13 protein-coding genes are annotated in these 16,517 nt (G+C 34.5%); 9 read left to right on the forward strand and 4 right to left on the reverse strand.

Annotated features, from left to right (window positions below; translation table 11 throughout):
* Positions 1 to 4 precede the first annotated feature (4 nt).
* From JOOMADRAFT_RS06200 to miaB, 4 genes are read right to left on the reverse strand one after another with little or no spacing between them, the layout of a single operon-like run.
* Positions 5 to 898: a hypothetical protein gene (locus JOOMADRAFT_RS06200; protein WP_008612032.1), complete on the reverse strand. Its 894-nt coding sequence runs from the start codon at positions 896 to 898 to the stop codon at positions 5 to 7.
* 3 nt (positions 899 to 901) lie between these two features.
* Positions 902 to 1,393, reverse strand: a complete 492-nt coding sequence (locus JOOMADRAFT_RS06205) for an LptE family protein (protein WP_008612033.1) — start codon at positions 1,391 to 1,393, stop codon at positions 902 to 904.
* 37 nt (positions 1,394 to 1,430) lie between these two features.
* Complete coding sequence (locus tag JOOMADRAFT_RS06210) at positions 1,431 to 2,702, reverse strand: sigma-54 interaction domain-containing protein (protein WP_008612034.1); 1,272 nt, start codon at positions 2,700 to 2,702, stop codon at positions 1,431 to 1,433.
* Between the two features lie 27 nt (positions 2,703 to 2,729).
* Positions 2,730 to 4,175, reverse strand: a complete 1,446-nt coding sequence (gene miaB, locus JOOMADRAFT_RS06215) for a tRNA (N6-isopentenyl adenosine(37)-C2)-methylthiotransferase MiaB (RefSeq protein ID WP_008612035.1) — start codon at positions 4,173 to 4,175, stop codon at positions 2,730 to 2,732.
* A 134-nt stretch (positions 4,176 to 4,309) separates the two neighbouring features.
* Between miaB and JOOMADRAFT_RS06220 the strand changes: the two genes are divergently transcribed.
* The 9 genes from JOOMADRAFT_RS06220 to JOOMADRAFT_RS06260 all read left to right on the forward strand — a co-directional run bounded on the left by JOOMADRAFT_RS06220 (position 4,310) and on the right by JOOMADRAFT_RS06260 (position 16,303).
* Positions 4,310 to 5,545 (forward strand): LVIVD repeat-containing protein, encoded by a 1,236-nt coding sequence (locus tag JOOMADRAFT_RS06220; protein WP_008612036.1) that lies wholly within the window; start codon positions 4,310 to 4,312, stop codon positions 5,543 to 5,545.
* Between the two features lie 192 nt (positions 5,546 to 5,737).
* Positions 5,738 to 6,505, forward strand: a complete 768-nt coding sequence (locus tag JOOMADRAFT_RS06225; RefSeq protein WP_008612037.1) for a hypothetical protein — start codon at positions 5,738 to 5,740, stop codon at positions 6,503 to 6,505.
* A gap of 237 nt (positions 6,506 to 6,742) precedes the next feature.
* The gene (gene topA / locus JOOMADRAFT_RS06230) at positions 6,743 to 9,265 is read left to right on the forward strand and encodes a type I DNA topoisomerase (protein ID WP_008612038.1); all 2,523 of its coding nucleotides are present in this window, start codon (positions 6,743 to 6,745) and stop codon (positions 9,263 to 9,265) included.
* Between the two features lie 94 nt (positions 9,266 to 9,359).
* Positions 9,360 to 10,517 carry a formimidoylglutamase gene (locus JOOMADRAFT_RS06235; RefSeq protein WP_008612041.1) on the forward strand — a complete coding sequence of 386 codons (1,158 nt, stop codon included), beginning with the start codon at positions 9,360 to 9,362 and terminating at the stop codon, positions 10,515 to 10,517.
* 147 nt (positions 10,518 to 10,664) lie between these two features.
* On the forward strand, positions 10,665 to 12,020 hold the full coding sequence (gene porK / locus JOOMADRAFT_RS06240; RefSeq protein ID WP_040879568.1) for a T9SS ring complex lipoprotein PorK/GldK: 1,356 nt from the start codon (positions 10,665 to 10,667) through the stop codon (positions 12,018 to 12,020).
* Between the two features lie 60 nt (positions 12,021 to 12,080).
* Positions 12,081 to 12,737: a type IX secretion system motor protein PorL/GldL gene (gene porL, locus JOOMADRAFT_RS06245; protein ID WP_008612044.1), complete on the forward strand. Its 657-nt coding sequence runs from the start codon at positions 12,081 to 12,083 to the stop codon at positions 12,735 to 12,737.
* A 45-nt stretch (positions 12,738 to 12,782) separates the two neighbouring features.
* Positions 12,783 to 14,384 carry a type IX secretion system motor protein PorM/GldM gene (gene porM, locus JOOMADRAFT_RS06250; protein ID WP_008612045.1) on the forward strand — a complete coding sequence of 534 codons (1,602 nt, stop codon included), beginning with the start codon at positions 12,783 to 12,785 and terminating at the stop codon, positions 14,382 to 14,384.
* Positions 14,385 to 14,399: 15 nt separating this feature from the next.
* Entirely contained in the window at positions 14,400 to 15,290 is an 891-nt protein-coding gene (gene porN / locus JOOMADRAFT_RS06255; protein WP_008612046.1) for a type IX secretion system ring subunit PorN/GldN, read from the forward strand.
* A 137-nt stretch (positions 15,291 to 15,427) separates the two neighbouring features.
* Positions 15,428 to 16,303 (forward strand): pirin family protein, encoded by an 876-nt coding sequence (locus tag JOOMADRAFT_RS06260; RefSeq protein ID WP_008612047.1) that lies wholly within the window; start codon positions 15,428 to 15,430, stop codon positions 16,301 to 16,303.
* Positions 16,304 to 16,517 lie beyond the last annotated feature (214 nt).

The following is a 16,517-nucleotide window of genomic DNA, read 5'->3' on the forward strand; positions in this document are numbered from 1 at the left end:
TATATTAATTATTGTCTTTTAATTTCTTAACTGCGTTAATTTGGTCTGCAAAGAAACCACTTTTTTCTGGATATTTCAAACTTAAAATTTTATAAGCTTGAATTGCTTTTTTGTATTTCTTTTGCTCCAAGTAAACCCGTGCCAAAGTTTCCGTCATTAATTCGGTTTTTTCGGCATTATTTTCTTTTGCCAAATTTACCTTGTTAGCTGTATTGGCAGCTGGAGGAATTTTAGGATTGTTTTCTAAAAATTTATCTATAAGCTTTAATTTTCCTTCTATTCCAGACTTCTTTTCTTTTTTATCTTCTTGTTCTTCTACAGGTTTTTCTAATGCAATATGCTTCTTTTCTTCTCTTTTAATGGGTTTAGCAGTAGCAGATAGCTGCATCCATTCCATAAAAGAATGGGTTTCTCTTTTGCTGAAGTCTAAAGGTTTTCCGAGCTGTAAAGTTGATTTTTCTTCTGATAAAGTTTCTTCTGTTAGGTTTTCTTCTTTAGGTAGAAACAACTCAGGATCCATTACAGCATTTGAATTTACTTCGTTAAAATCAAAAGAAGTTTTATTATCTTTTACAATAACCTCTTCTGCGGTAACATCAATTCCATAGAGCGTTTCGTTAGTAGTTTGTAGCGCTATTTTTTTAGCAATAGCATGTTGCTCAAACGCTTCCGAAGTAATGTATTCAAATAAAATAGAACGGTCTGTAGTGTAAGCTGCGGTATGCTTTAACTCGCTATTGTATTTAAAACTTTCTTGTGCTTTTAAAGCTTTTAGGTAAACGGCTCTTGCTGCTTGGAAATAAGGGAACTCCTCGATAATCTTTTTTAGAGAATCGACGTGTTGCTGTGTAATTTGTTCAGGCTTTTGTAATAAATATGAAAAATCAGTAACATTCATTTATTACCAGTTTGCAAGGGTTTCGTTAAAAATATCTTGTGTTATACGCTCAAAAATTTCATCATGAGCAGCTTGTTTTACAGTAATCAATTGGGTTGCCGCAGGGTAATCATAGAAGAAAGAAAATCTTCTTTCAAAATCTTCTTCAGGGTTTTTGGTGTCGTAAAAACGTACATTAACCGAAATTGTTAATCGGTTTTGTGCCGCTGTTTGATCGGCGGTAGCAGACATTGGAGAGACTCTGTATTCTACAATTTCACCTTCATAAATTAAATCTGCATTTCTGTTAACTAGCTGTAAGTTTGTTTGATTTAATATTAAATCTTGCAGCGCATTTGTAAAATCATAATCCAAACCAGGCTCAATAATAGGAGCCTCATTTCGGAAAAAGTTTACCTGAAAGGATTCTGCAGTTGTGTTAACTCCTGTAAAAGAATAAGGACCACAGCCTTGTATGCTTATAATTGCTATAAAAAGTACAAAAAATTTCTTCATTTTAAAAATTGTGTAAGGTTCAAAAGAACAAAAAATATTATAAATCGTATTGTTTTATTTTTCTATAAAGTGTTCTTTCGGAAATCCCAAGTTCGGTTGCTGCGGCTTTGCGTTTTCCTTTGTTGCGTTCCAAGGATTTTTTGATAAGTTCTAATTCTTTATCTTGAAGAGAAAGCGTTTCTTCCTCTTGGATTTCTTCTGCAAAATGATATTTGTCTTCAACAGAAGTGCTATGTGGTAAATTTTTCTGATGTTCTACTTGAAGAATTTCCATAGCATCTTCTTCATCGGCTTGTTCAAAATCTATTTCGTCTTCTTCTCCTCCATATATTTTATTGATAAGCGTTTTATTTTCTTGCTGAACTTTTTCACCATTCGTCCCATCCTTCATGAGTTCCATGGTAAGTTTCTTTAAATCGTTTAAATCTCCTTTCATATCAAAAAGGATTTTATAAAGAATTTCACGCTCGCTACTAAAATCGCTTTCCGATTTCTGATTCTTAATAACGGCTGGTAAATTACTGCCAGCATCTGGAAGGTATCCCTTTAAAGTATCATAAGTAATAGCTCTATTTTGCTCTAAAACTGAAATTTGTTCAGCAATATTTCTAAGCTGACGCACATTTCCGCTCCATCGGTATTTGTTTAAAAGTTGAACAGCATCTTCTTCTAAACGGATGGTTGGCATTTTGTATTTCTGAGCAAAATCTGAAGCAAATTTTCTAAAAAGTAAATGGATATCGTCTTTACGCTCTCTAAGTGGAGGCAAATGTATTTCTACAGTGCTTAATCTGTAGTATAAATCTTCACGAAACTTCTCTTTTTCAATAGCTTCAAACATATTGATATTGGTAGCAGCTACGATACGAACATCCGTTTTTTGAACTTTTGAAGATCCTACTTTTAAAAATTCTCCATTTTCAAGTACTCTTAATAGTCGAACCTGTGTGGTAAGTGGAAGTTCTCCTACTTCATCTAAAAAAATAGTTCCGCCATCTGCTTCCTCAAAGTATCCACTTCTAGTTTGTGTAGCTCCTGTAAAGGCTCCTTTTTCGTGCCCAAACAGCTCAGAATCAATTGTTCCTTCTGGAATTGCACCACAGTTTACAGCTATAAATTTTCCATGTTTTCTATGAGAAAGTGAATGTATAATTTTTGGAAGTGCTTCCTTCCCAACGCCACTTTCTCCTGTAATTAATACAGAAATATCGGTAGGGGCAACTTGAATGGCTTTTTCAATAGCACGATTTAGTTTTACATCGTTTCCGATGATACCAAAACGTTGTTTTGTAGCTTGAACACTCTCCATGTTTATTTTGTTTTTAGGAAGTTGTTTTTAGTTATTCTCCGAATATCCAATAGCTTCGCCAATAAGGGTTGCCGTTGTGCATTCGTTGATTTTAACATTAACAAATTCTCCAATTTTATATTGTTCTTTTGGGAAAACAGTAACCGTGTTTTGTGAGGTACGTCCCATCCAATGTGCATCAGATTTTTTAGAATTCCCTTCAATAAGTACTTCTACCGTTTTGCCTAAATTTTGCTTAGTACGGAAGGCGCTATGTTTTTGCTGAAGGTTTATAATTTCTGTAAGTCTGCTCTTTTTAGTTTCTTCTGGAACATCGTCTTCTAATTTTCGTTCTGCAAGTGTTCCCGGGCGTTCCGAATACGTAAACATATAACCGAAATCGTATTTTACATGTTCCATTAAATCCATAGTGTCTTCATGGTCTTTGGTAGTTTCTGTAGGAAAACCAATAATCATATCTTGAGAAACAGAACACTCAGGAAGGATTTTTCGGATATTATCTATCAATTCAAAATACTCTTCACGGGTATGAAGACGATTCATTTCTTTTAAAATTCTATTACTTCCACTCTGTACTGGTAAATGGATGTGCTTACATATATTCTTATGTTTTGCCATTGTTTCAATAACATCCAATGTCATATCTTGAGGGTTGGAAGTTGAAAAACGAATACGCATTTTTGGATGTGCTTCCGCAACAAGAGATAGTAATTCTGAAAAATTTACTGCAGTTGCTTTTTGCATATCCGAAGCTTTATCATAATCTTTTTTGAGTCCGCCACCATACCATAAATAGCTATCCACATTTTGTCCAAGCAGCGTAATTTCTTTAAAACCACGTTCGGCAAGATTTTTTACTTCTTCTAAAATAGATTGTGGATCTCGGCTACGTTCTCTCCCGCGGGTAAAAGGAACCACACAAAATGTACACATATTATCACAACCACGAGTAATAGATACAAAGGCGCTAACCCCATTGGTATTTAAACGTACAGGAGCAACATCTCCATAGGTTTCTTCTTTGGAAAGAATTACGTTTACTGCATTTTTTCCTTCGCCAATTTCTTGTACAAGGTTAGGTAAATCTTTGTAGGCATCTGGGCCTACAACCATATCTACAATTTTTTCTTCTTCTAGAAATTTATCTTTTAAACGTTCTGCCATACAGCCAAGAACGCCAACTTTCATTTTCGGATTAATACGTTTTACGGCATTAAATTTTTCTAAACGCTTGCGTACAGTTTGCTCAGCTTTATCTCTAATAGAACATGTGTTTACCAACACAAGGTCGGCTTCTTCCATTTTCTCGGTGGTATTAAAACCTTCTTTTGCCAAGATGGAAGCAACAATTTCGCTGTCAGAAAAATTCATCTGGCACCCATAACTTTCAATATAAAGCTTTCTAGAATTGGTTACTTCTTGCTCTAAAACTAAACTATTACCTTGTTTGTTTTCGTCAATAATCTTCTCCATCGTATCCTTAAAAAATCAATTTGGATGCAAAGATAAGATTATATTTGGTGTAGTGACAAATTGTCAGCGTAAATTTAACGCAACTTTTTAACTTAATTTGAATCTATGAGGAAATAACCAAAAAACCAAAACCAATGAAAATTAATAAGTTACTACTGTGTTTGTTGTCTTTGCTTGTGTTTGTTTCTTGTGCAAATGACGATGATTATGAAACTGTGCAAGTTGCATCTGCAATAACAATGAGTGTTGCGGAATTGCGAAACTCTACCTCTGTACTTCCGCCGCAAAACATCTCTGAGTCTGGAAAGGTTTATGTAAAAGACCATTTAATTCTGATAAACGATAAAAAAGAAGGAATTCATTTAATAGATAATACGAATCCTGCAAATCCTCAAAAAACAGCCTTCTTAAAAGTGCTTGGAAGTAACGATATGGAAATTAAAGGAGATTATCTGTATGTAGATAGTTATATGGATTTGGTGGTTTTTGATATTTCTAATCTAACTGAAATAAAAGAAGTGGAAAGATTAGAAGACGTTTTTCCTTATTATGCTCCTTATCCTGTGGATGCTACTTATATTAATTATAATACCTATCCGCAAGATCAAAAAGCGATAGTAGTTGGTTGGAATATAAAAGAAGAGCGAAGAAAGATAGAAGACAATCCTGTTTATTATGATGTGTCTAATGCTGCTTTTAGTGAAAGTTTTTCTTCTTCTGAAACTGGACAAGGAGGCTCTTTGGCGAGGTTTAAAATTGTAAATAATTATTTGTATGCTGTAGATTATAGCAATATTAATGTTTTTGATATTTCTAATTTGAATACGCCTCAGAAAAAAGAATCTGTTGAAGCTGGTTTTGATATCGAAACTATATTTAACAGAGGGGAGTACTTGTTTCTTGGGAGTATGAATGGCTTGTATATATATGATATAAAAACACCTGCAGTTCCTAGTTTTGTTTCAGAATTTAGACATGTTACCTCTTGCGATCCTGTTGTGGTGGATGGAGATTATGCCTTTGTAACCTTAAGAGGAGGGAATTTTTGTGGTGCTATAAATAGTAGTTTGCGAGTGATAGATATTTCAGACATTATGAATCCAGTTGAAAAATCGTCTTACACTCTAGAGGAACCTTATGGATTAGGAGTTAAAAACGATAAATTGTATGTGTGTGATGGGGATGCTGGACTTAAAGTTTTTGATAAAAAAGATGTTCCTTCGGTTAAGTTACTAGAAACTTATGATGTTGAAAAAGCTTACGACGTAATTCCATTAGCCAATAATTTAATAATGATAGGAGATGGTATATTATATCAATATAGTTATTTAGAAAACGGATTGGAATTAGTAAGTGAATTTGAGTTATAAATATTTAAAATATTTTAGAGGTTTTTAAAGCTTTATGGGGTTTAGTGTAAAAGCATGTTTAAAGAGTCGGGTATAGTTTTTTAGGGCGAGTTGAGGGGGAGATTTTTGGCTTTATTTTTAAATGGTCTTTTTTAATTTGGTTCGAAAAAATAATATTAATTTCGTGCGACTAATCCATCAGAAAAAATAAAAATGAATTTTAATCTTCTATTAGAAAAAATTGAAAGCAGTAAATCTATCGACTTTGGGTCTGTTTTTGGAAAGGCAATTGAGTTGTTTAAAAAAACTTGGGGGCAAGGAGTGTTACTAGTAATTGTTACTTTTTTATTAATGCTTCCTGCGTTAATGATACTTTATGTTCCAATTATTGGCGCTGCAATGGCTCAATCTTATAATTCGGAAATGAGCTCGGAAATGTCTCCAGCCGCAATGATTCCTTTCTTTCTATTACTGCTTCCAGTGCTTTTAATTATTCAAACTATATCTTTAGGACTTATGGCTGGCTTCTATAAAATTGTAAGGAGTAAAGATTTAAATAGGGAAGTAGAAAATAATAGTTTGTTTATGTTTTTAAAGAAACCTTATTTAGGGAAACTTTTTAAGCTGTCATTTTTCTCATTAGTAATAGCGTTATTGGCAACACTTTTATGTGTTTTTCCTGTAATATATGTATCGGTTCCTTTGGCCTTTATTTCCATTATATTTGCTTTTAATCCAGAGTTAAGTGCTAAAGAAACGTTGAAGGCTAGTTTTAAACTAGGAAATAAAAAGTGGTTAATAACTTTTGGTTTAATTGTAGTTTCTAGCTTTTTGGCTCAAATGGTAGGGATGATACTTTGTGGAATTGGACTTTTATTTACAGCATCTTTTACCTATTTACCTACTTATTTGGTGTACAAAGAAGCGGTAGGTTTTGATGATGATAATGAAATATCTCAAATTGGTGCCTCTGAAGTTTAAGAAAATGTCAATTATTTAAGTGAAGTAAAAAAGGAGTTTAAAATTAATTTCTAAGTACTCGAAAATGCGAGTATTAGTATAATTAAACTCACTTCACTATCAAAATATAAAGAGAGAGCCTTTGCTGTTTAGCAAAGGCTTTTCTATGATTTTATGGGTATTTTAATTGCTTAAAAAAACGGAAAGTATTGGAAGTTAAAAAATCTGTATACTTTTGTAATCTTAAAAAATGGCTTTATGGCAAAGAATTTGGTTATTGTTGAGTCCCCTGCGAAAGCGAAAACTATCGAGAAATTTTTAGGAAAAGATTATACGGTAGCTTCTAGCTTTGGGCATATAGCAGACCTTCCTTCGAGAGAATTGGGGGTGGATGTAGAAAAGGATTTTAAACCTAAATACATCGTTTCTTCTGATAAAAAATCGGTTGTTAAGAAATTAAAAGACCTTGCAAAAACCGCTGAAATGGTTTGGTTAGCAAGTGATGAAGACCGAGAAGGGGAAGCTATTGCATGGCACTTAGCAGAAGAGTTGAAGCTTGATGCAAGTAAGACTAAGCGTATTGTTTTTAATTCAATTACCAAAAGTGCTATTCAAAAAGCTATTGAGAATCCGCGTACCATAGATTATAATTTGGTAAATGCACAACAGGCAAGAAGGGTTTTAGATAGATTGGTGGGGTATGAGCTTTCTCCTGTGTTATGGAAAAAGATTAAAACTGGACTTTCCGCAGGGAGAGTGCAATCTGTTTCTGTACGTTTAATTGTAGAAAGAGAACGAGAAATTAAAGAGTTTACTCCTGAAGCTTCTTTTAAAATTGTTGCTGAATTTAAAAATGAAGAAGGGAAAACTTTTAAAGCTAAAATTAATAAGAGTTTTAAATCGAAAGAAGAAGCAAAAGCTTTTCTTGATACCAATGTAGGTGTTAATTTCAAAATAGCCGATTTAGATACGAAGCCAGCTAAAAAAACACCTGCAGCACCTTTTACAACTTCAACTTTGCAACAGGAAGCTTCTCGTAAGTTGTATTTCTCGGTTGGAAAAACCATGAATATGGCGCAACGTTTATATGAAGCTGGACTTATAACATATATGAGAACAGATAGTGTAAACTTGTCTAGTGAGGCTGTTGAAGCGGCAAAAGATGAGATTATAAAATCTTATGGTAAAGAATTTAGCAAGCCGAGAAATTATACAGGAAAATCTAAAGGAGCGCAAGAAGCTCACGAAGCTATCCGTCCTACAGATATGACACGTCATCGTGTTCAAATAGATAGAGATCAAGCACGTTTGTATGAATTGATTTGGAAAAGAACCTTGGCTTCTCAAATGAGTGATGCTCAATTAGAGCGAACAAATGTTAAGATTGAAGCAGATAAGCATTCCGAATTGTTTACAGCAAATGGAGAGGTATTAAAATTTGAAGGTTTTTTAAAGGTTTATTTAGAAGGAACCGATGATGAAGATGAAGAGCAAGCAGGAATGTTGCCAGCTTTAAAAGTTGGAGAGACTGTTTATGATAATTATATTACCGCAACAGAACGTTTTACGCGTCCGCCATACAGATATACAGAGGCTTCTTTGGTTAAAAAACTGGAAGAGCTAGGTATAGGTCGCCCGTCTACTTATGCGCCAACTATTTCAACTATTCAAAATAGAGGGTATGTGGAGCGTGGAACTATTGATGGAGTGGAGCGTGCATATGTTCAGTTTACTTTAGAGAATAATAAAATAAAAGAAGAGAGCCTAACAGAGAATGTGGGTTCTGATAAAGGTAAATTAGTGCCTACAGATATTGGAATGATTGTAAATGACTTTTTGGTAAATCATTTTTCAGGAATTCTAGATTATAATTTTACGGCAAAAGTAGAGCAGAGTTTTGATGATATTGCTTCTGGAGAAGAAGATTGGACAAAGATGATTGAGAACTTCTATAAAGATTTTCATCCAAATGTAAAAGATGTAGAAGAAAATGCCGAGCGTGAAAGTGGGGAACGAGTTTTAGGGAAAGATCCGCAAACAGGAAGACAGTTAAGCGTGCGTTTAGGTCGCTTTGGGCCGATGGCGCAAATAGGAACTGCGGAAGAGGAAGAGAAGCCTAAGTTCGCCAGTTTATTGCCAGATCAGTCTATAGATACTATTACCTTTGATGAAGCTCTAGATTTATTTAAACTTCCACGTCAGTTAGGAACATTTGAAGGAGAAGAAGTTGAGGTTAATGTTGGGCGTTTTGGACCGTATGTTCGCTTTGGAAAAAGTTTTGTTTCCTTAGAAAAAGGGGAAGATGTTTTTGAAGTAGATATGGATCGTGCAAAAGAGCTCATCCTTCAGAAGAAAAAAGCAGATGCTCCAATAGCAAGTTATAAAGATATAGATGTTACTAAAGGAGTTGGGCGTTTTGGTCCTTTTATTAAATGGGACGGAATGTTTATCAATGTCAATAAAAAATACGATTTCGATAACCTTTCACAAGCCGATATTGAAGAGCTTATTGAAGACAAGCTTAAGAAAGAGCGAGAAAAAGTAATTCATAATTGGGAAGAAGAAGGAATCCGTGTGGAAAAAGCACGCTGGGGACGTTCTAATATCATAAAAGGGAAAACAAAAATAGAGCTTTCTAAAGATGTTGATGCTACAAAATTAACGCTTGAAGCGGTGAAAGATTTAATTGAAAAGAAGGCACCTAAGAAAAAGGCAGCAGCTAAAAAGAAAGCGCCTGCCAAAAAGAAAGCAACAACTAAGAAAACAAATACTAAAAAGTAATTATGAAACATCCATGTCTAATTTTAGGCAAATAGCTGAATGATTATTATTTGGATGTTCCGTATAACCATTTAAAGACAATAAAAATAAACATATGAATATTGAATTTTTAGCGCCTGTTAAAAGCGTAGTTTTGGCGCATAAAGAATTATTGCCCAAACAAGCTTTAGGAAAAACAATTCATATTCATACCGAAAAAGGTGGTTTTCCTGACTTGGAAAATATTCAGCTAGCAATAGTTGGAGTTAAAGACACCCGAAGCGAAACAGCCGATAATTATGCGGAACTCGATTTAAATGCTATAAGAATTGAGTTTTATAAACTCTTTTATGGAAATTGGCATGCTTCAATTGCCGACTTAGGAGATATCGAGCCTGGAGAAACCTTGAAAGATACGTATTATGCGCTTTCAGAGGTAACAACTTCGCTTCTTAAAAAAAATATCATTCCTATTGTAATTGGAGGGAGTCAGGATCTTACTTATGCCATGTATAGAGCGTATGATACCATGGAGCAAATGGTAAACTTAACCTCTGTAGATAGTAAATTCGACTTTAGTGCTTCCGACGAATTAATAGCCTCCAATGCATATATGAGTAAGGTTATTATGGAGCAGCCTAATAATTTATTCAATTATTCTATTGTAGGATATCAAACTTATTTTAATGCACAAGAAGAGATTGATTTAATGGAGAAACTCTTTTTTGATGCGTATAGATTAGGGGAAGTTATTAATGATGTTTCTAGTGTAGAACCAGTATTTAGAGATACCGATTTGGTGAGTTTGGATATAACCTCCATAAAAGCTTCAGAGCTTGGATATGCCTCAGGAAGCTATCCTAATGGTTTTGATGGGAGAGAGATTTGTGCAATTGCTAGGTATGCAGGAATAAGTGATAAAGTAACTTCATTTGGGTTATTTAATACAAGAAAAACATTACAATGTGCACAATTATCTGCACAAATTTTGTGGTATTTTATAGAAGGTTTTAACTTTAGAAAAAAGGACTATCCTTTCATTACAAATACCAACTATAACAAGTATATAGTGCCTTTGGAGGAAATGGATATTTGTTTTTATGAGAGTAATATTTCTGGAAGGTGGTGGATAGAAGTACCACAAATAGAAAATTTGAATAATAAATACAAAAGACATGCGTTATTACCATGCACACGCAATGAATATCTTGAAGCTAGTAATGGCGTAGTGCCAGAAAGATGGTGGAAAGCATATAAAAAAATGTTAGTTTAGCGGGTGTAGAAATAACACGATATTTTAGGTTGACTGTGGTTTCTCGGCGTTTTACAACAAAAATAAAGAGTTTATTGTTTTTTTGAATTTTATTAAATAGGTTTACCATCTTAAATCTAAGAATGTAATTTAACCTCAATTATGTATATGAAAAAGCTATTTCTATTAGCATCTGTTACATTATTATTAACCAGCTGTGGTTCTAATGACAGAGGAGAATTAGTTGGCGTGAGTGGAAAAAAATGGCATCCCGAAAAGCCCTACGGAATGTCACTTGTTCCAGGAGGAGCCTTCATAATGGGAAGGTCTGAAGAAGACATGGCCGATGTTCTCAATGCTCCAACTAAGACCGTAACAGTGCGTTCATTTTATATGGACGAAACAGAGATAACAAACAGCGAGTATCGTCAGTTTGTAGAATGGGTAAAAGATTCCACTGTCCGTACTAAATTAGCAATTCTTGCTGATGATCTCGGAGAAATTCCTGGAAATGGAGGAATTGGGGAGTATGCATTTAAAGATGCAGACACTACAAATCTTTCAGAATATGAAAAGTATATGCTTTTTAATTATGCTGGAATGGGAGAAACAGGATACGAAGGGAGACGCTTAAATAAAGATGCAGATCTAATTTGGGATGTTTCTGAATACCCAGACGAATACTACACGGAAATAATGGATACCATGTATATTCCTGTTGAGGAGTCTTACAACGGACAAAGAACTATTGATGTAACTAAATTAAAATTTCAATACGACTGGATGGATATCCAAGCAGCTGCCAGAGCTAAAGGTGGTGGAAGTCGTAAAGATTTTATTAGACATGAAGAGGTGTTGGTATATCCAGATACTACAGTGTGGATTAAAGATTTTAGTTATTCTTATAATGAGCCAATGCATAACGACTATTTTTGGAGTGAAGCGTATAGCGACTATCCAGTAGTTGGAGTTTCTTGGAAACAAGCAAAAGCTTTTTGCGCATGGCGTACAAAATATAAAAATGATTTTCAGAAACAGAAAAATCAACAATTTGTAAATCAGTTTAGATTACCTACAGAAGCAGAATGGGAATATGCTGCCAGAGGCGGAATTGAATCTGGAACATATCCTTGGGGAGGTCCATACATCTTAAACGACAGAGGTTGCTTTATGGCAAACTTTAAACCGTTGCGAGGAGATTATGCAGCCGATCAAGCTTTGTATACTGTGGAAGCTAAGTCGTATGACCCTAACGATTATAATCTTTACAATATGGCAGGTAATGTTTCTGAATGGACAAATTCATCTTACGACCCCAATTCGTACGAGTACGTTTCTACAATGAACCCAAACACTTATGATGGCGAAAACAAGCGTAAAGTTATAAGAGGTGGTTCTTGGAAAGACGTAGCTTACTTTTTACAAGTAAGTACTAGAGATTATGAGTATCAAGATTCTGCAAGAAGTTATATTGGCTTCCGAACAGTTCAAGATTACATGGGTATTGAAGCTACTCAGAATTAAACTTTAAACCAAATTACTACTTATTTAATAACTTGACTTAACTTAAAAATTTTTATTACTATGGCACAAGCAAAATCATCAAAAAAACTATTTAACATGGCCTACGGGCTAGGGGCTTCGGTTGTAATTATTGGAGCATTATTTAAGATTTTACACTGGGAGTTTGGTCCCATTAATGGAGGGCTATTATTGGCCATTGGTCTAATTACAGAGGCTTTAATTTTTGCAATTTCTGCTTTTGAACCTGTAGACGACGATTTAGATTGGACATTAGTATATCCTGAATTAGCAGGAGGTGCTACTGTTTCTAGAAAAAAAGATGTATTAGAAGTCAAAGAAGCAGAAGGTCAGCTTTCTAAAAAACTTGACGAAATGCTAAAAGAGGCTAAAATTGATTCTTCTTTAATGGCTAGCTTAGGAGATAGCATCAGAAACTTTGAAGGTGCTGCAAAAAATATTTCTCCAACAGCAGAAGCATTAACTTCTACTAGAAAATATAGTGAAGAACTTTCTTTAGCTGCTGTACAAATGGAATCTTTAAATAGCCTTTATAAAGTGCAATTGGAAAGTGCTAATAAGCAAGCAACAATTCAAGAGGAAGTTGCTGCAAACGCTGGAAAATTAAAAGACCAAATGCAGTCGCTAACAAATAATTTGTCTTCTTTAAATGGTGTATATGGTGGAATGCTTTCTGCTATGAACAGACCAGCTAATTAATTCAGTTTTATTGAATAAATAATTAACATTAAAACTAATTAAGAAATGGCAGGAGGAAATTTATCACCACGTCAAAAGATGATTAACCTAATGTATTTGGTTTTCATTGCAATGTTGGCGTTGAATATGAGTAAAGAAGTATTGTCGGCTTTTGGATTATTAAACGAAAAGCTTACAAACTTTAATGAAAAAGCTACAGAACGTAACTTGGCAGCGTTTAACGATTTGAAATTAAAATCTACAGAACAGCCAGAAAAATACGAAGCTCTTTTTAGAGATGTAGAAGAAATAAAGGAAACATCAATGAAGTTTAATAGTTATTTAGATAGCTTAAAAGGACAGATGGTTTCTAAAATTCCACAAGAAGATCTTCAAGATTATGAAGTAATGGATAAGTCGGATTACCTAGATCAGGCTTTCTTTCAAGGGGATCGTTATTCTGCGGAAGGACAAAAATTTGTAAATTATATTAACAACTTTAGAGAGAGCTCTATAGAAACGATTACTGAGATTCCAGATTCTTTAATGAAACCTGCTCAGAAATCGGCTTTGAAATCTTCAATCGAAACTCGTTTTACTACAGGAGATGAAAATGGAAAAGCGGAAAATAGAGATGGTAAAAAGATCGATTGGTTAAACTATCATTACGAAGGATTTCCTTTAGTAGCCTCTTTAACAAAGGTTACTTTATTACAGTCGGATATTAAAACTACTCAGGATGAGATTTTAAAAGCGATGTTGCAAGGGCAAATGGCTTCCGATCTTTCAATGACCAATTATACTACGTTGTTAGAGCAGCCTAAATCTGCTTATTATCAAGGAGAAACTTTTGATGGAGCAATTGTTTTAGGGAGAAAAGATGGAAGTACTAAGCCTAACGAAGTAAATCTTAAGTTAGACGGAAGAGATCTTAAAGAAGGAGATGATTTCGTTATTGAAAACGGGCGAGTAAAACTTAAAGTAAGTGCTGGTTCAGCAGGAGATCATACTCTTGAAGGGAACTTAATCTTTAAACAAGATGGAGAGCCAATAGAAGTGCCAGTTTCTCAAAAATTTGCAACTATTACCAAGCCAAATGCGGCAGTAATTTCAGCAGATAAAATGAATGTGGTGTACCGTGGAGTTTCTAATCCTATTACAATTTCTATTCCTGGTATTCCAGATAATAAAGTAAGTGCATCTGCGGCCGGACTTAAAAAAGTTTCTGGAAGTAAGTATGCAATGAATCCTGGAACAGGAAGAACTGTTGTGATTAAGGCAAGTGGAACACTTCCAGACGGTCAAGGAGTTTCTTCAACTTCAGAATTCAGAATTAAAGATATTCCACGTCCTTCAGGAACGGTAAGAGGCGAATATGGCGAAATTAAAATGCCAAGAAATAACCTTGAAATCTCTACTGTAGGAGCGATGTTAGAAGACTTTGACTTCGATTTAAACTTAGCTATTAGTGGCTTTAAATTTAAAGTACCTGGTCAGCCAACTGTTGAGGTTAGAGGAAACAAATTAGATAGCCGAGCTAAATCTGCACTTAAAAGAGCAGGTAGAGGAGAGGCAGTTCAGATTTTTGATATTGAGGCTTATATAACTAATAACAGATCTTACAAACTTAAAAAAGTATCGCCTGTTGTTGTTGAGCTAACAAATTAATAAATTATTGATGTTATGAATTGGAAAGGTATTGTATTAACTATAACAACTGTTCTTGTGTCTGCAAGTAGTTTTGCGCAAGCAAACCTATTAAATGCAGAGTTTCCAGAAGAAGTTGGTGTAAAAACGGTGGATCAGATAGAGGCCGATAACGATGAGCCTTTGCCATACGGTTATGTAGACGATAGAGATATTCTTTGGTCTAAAACTGTGTGGGAGCGAATCGATTTAGATGAGCGTATTAACTTCCCATATTATTATCCAATAGATACTGTAGATATAGGAAGCGAGCGTAGATCTTTATACGATGTCATCATTAAAAATATCAAAAATGGAAATTTAAAGGATATTTATGTTGATTCGTATTTTACCGAAAAAAGAAAATTTGGAGATTTAGAAGCTACTTTGCAAAAAGTGGATACTACAGATCTTGGATATGAACAACTAAATGCTGGAGAGCAAGTTTCTTTAGAGTATATAAACCGAAGAGAGCTTACAGCTGCCGATATTCAAGAATGGCGTATTAAAGGAGTTTGGTACTTTGATAAGCGTCAAGGAGAATTAAAATATCGTTTGCTAGGGCTAGCGCCTGTTGCTCCAGATGTGAATTTTATTGACAGTGAGCAATCAGATTTAGTAGAGTTATTCTGGGTTTGGTTTCCAAGTTCAAGAGATATTTTACACGAAGCAAAAGCCTTTAATAATAAAAATTCTTCAAGACCAATTTCTTTCGATCAATTGTTAAATGCCAGACGTTTTAACGCTGTTATATACAAAGAAGAAAATGTGCAAGGAGATAGATCTATTAAAGATTATATCCCAGATAATGCCATGTTTCAATTGTTAGAATCTCAACGTTTAGAAGAGAAAATAAGAGATAAGGAACAAGATATGTGGAGTTATTAAAATTAAATAGCTGCCAATTCAATACAAAATAACATTTAAGAGTCGTCTAAAAATTAATTTTTTAGGCGACTTTTTTATTAGGGTATTATTTTAAAATAGTTTCTCTTGTATAGCTATCTTTATAAAAAAGAAAAAATATGTCAAACAAAGGTTTAATTATAGAAGAGCGTGCTCGAGATATTGGAGATTTTTTAGTGGGAAGATTACTTCCCTTCAGAAAAAAAAGAATGGTAGGTCCTTTTATATTTATAGACCACATGGGGCCAACAACTATAAAACCTGGTGATTATATGGATATTGGTCAGCATCCACATATTGGAATTTCCACGCTTACGTATTTATTTGAAGGAGAAATTAGGCACCGAGATAGTGTTGGAAGTGATCAAGTAATTACCCCAGGATCTGTTAATTGGATGACAGCTGGAAAGGGCGCTGTGCATACCGAACGTACGCCAGAGCTTTTAAGAAATGGCGAAGCGTTTACAACTCATGGTTTTCAAATATGGGTAGCATTACCTGAAGAATTAGAAGCAATGGAACCCGAATTTCATCATATTGAAAAGAAGCAATTGCCGAAATGGGAAAAAGAAGGAGCTAATTATACATTAATTGCTGGGGAGGCTTTTGGAAAAAAATCGCCTGTTCCAGTTCATTCTCCTTTGTTTATGGTTGAAATAAAGACCACAGGTAAAACTAATTTAGAGGTTGTAGATCAAGTAAAAGGAGAGATTGGAATTTGTATTGTAAAAGGAAGTATTCAGGCTTGTGATGAAAAAATTGATGAAGGAAATATGATTGTTTCTAAAACGGAAGATGTTTGTAAAGTAGAAGTTGCCGAGCATACACATTTGCTCTTATTTGGAGGAGAAGCTTTTCCTGATGAGAAACATATTTTTTGGAATTTTGTAGCTTCAGAAAAAGAGACCATAGAGAAGGCTAAGGAGCGATGGATTAATAGAGAGTTTCCAGAGGTGAGTAATGACGATTCTTATATTGAAATGCCTCGAGGGTAATTTAAAAAGAAGCTGTTTAAAAAGTGCCCAAAACTCAAAATGTCCTCCTGAGCTTGTCGAAATGTCTTCTTGGTCGAGATGTCATCCTGATCGAGATGTCCTCCTGAGCTTGTCGAAGGATGACATTTTGAGTTGAGATGTTCGAAACTTCGACAAGCTCAGTTCGACAACGACAATTACTGCTTAAACAGCCCCTTTTGGCTTAGCAAAAAAA

The organism is Galbibacter orientalis DSM 19592, from assembly GCF_000260115.1.
Taxonomy (GTDB): domain Bacteria; phylum Bacteroidota; class Bacteroidia; order Flavobacteriales; family Flavobacteriaceae; genus Galbibacter; species Galbibacter orientalis.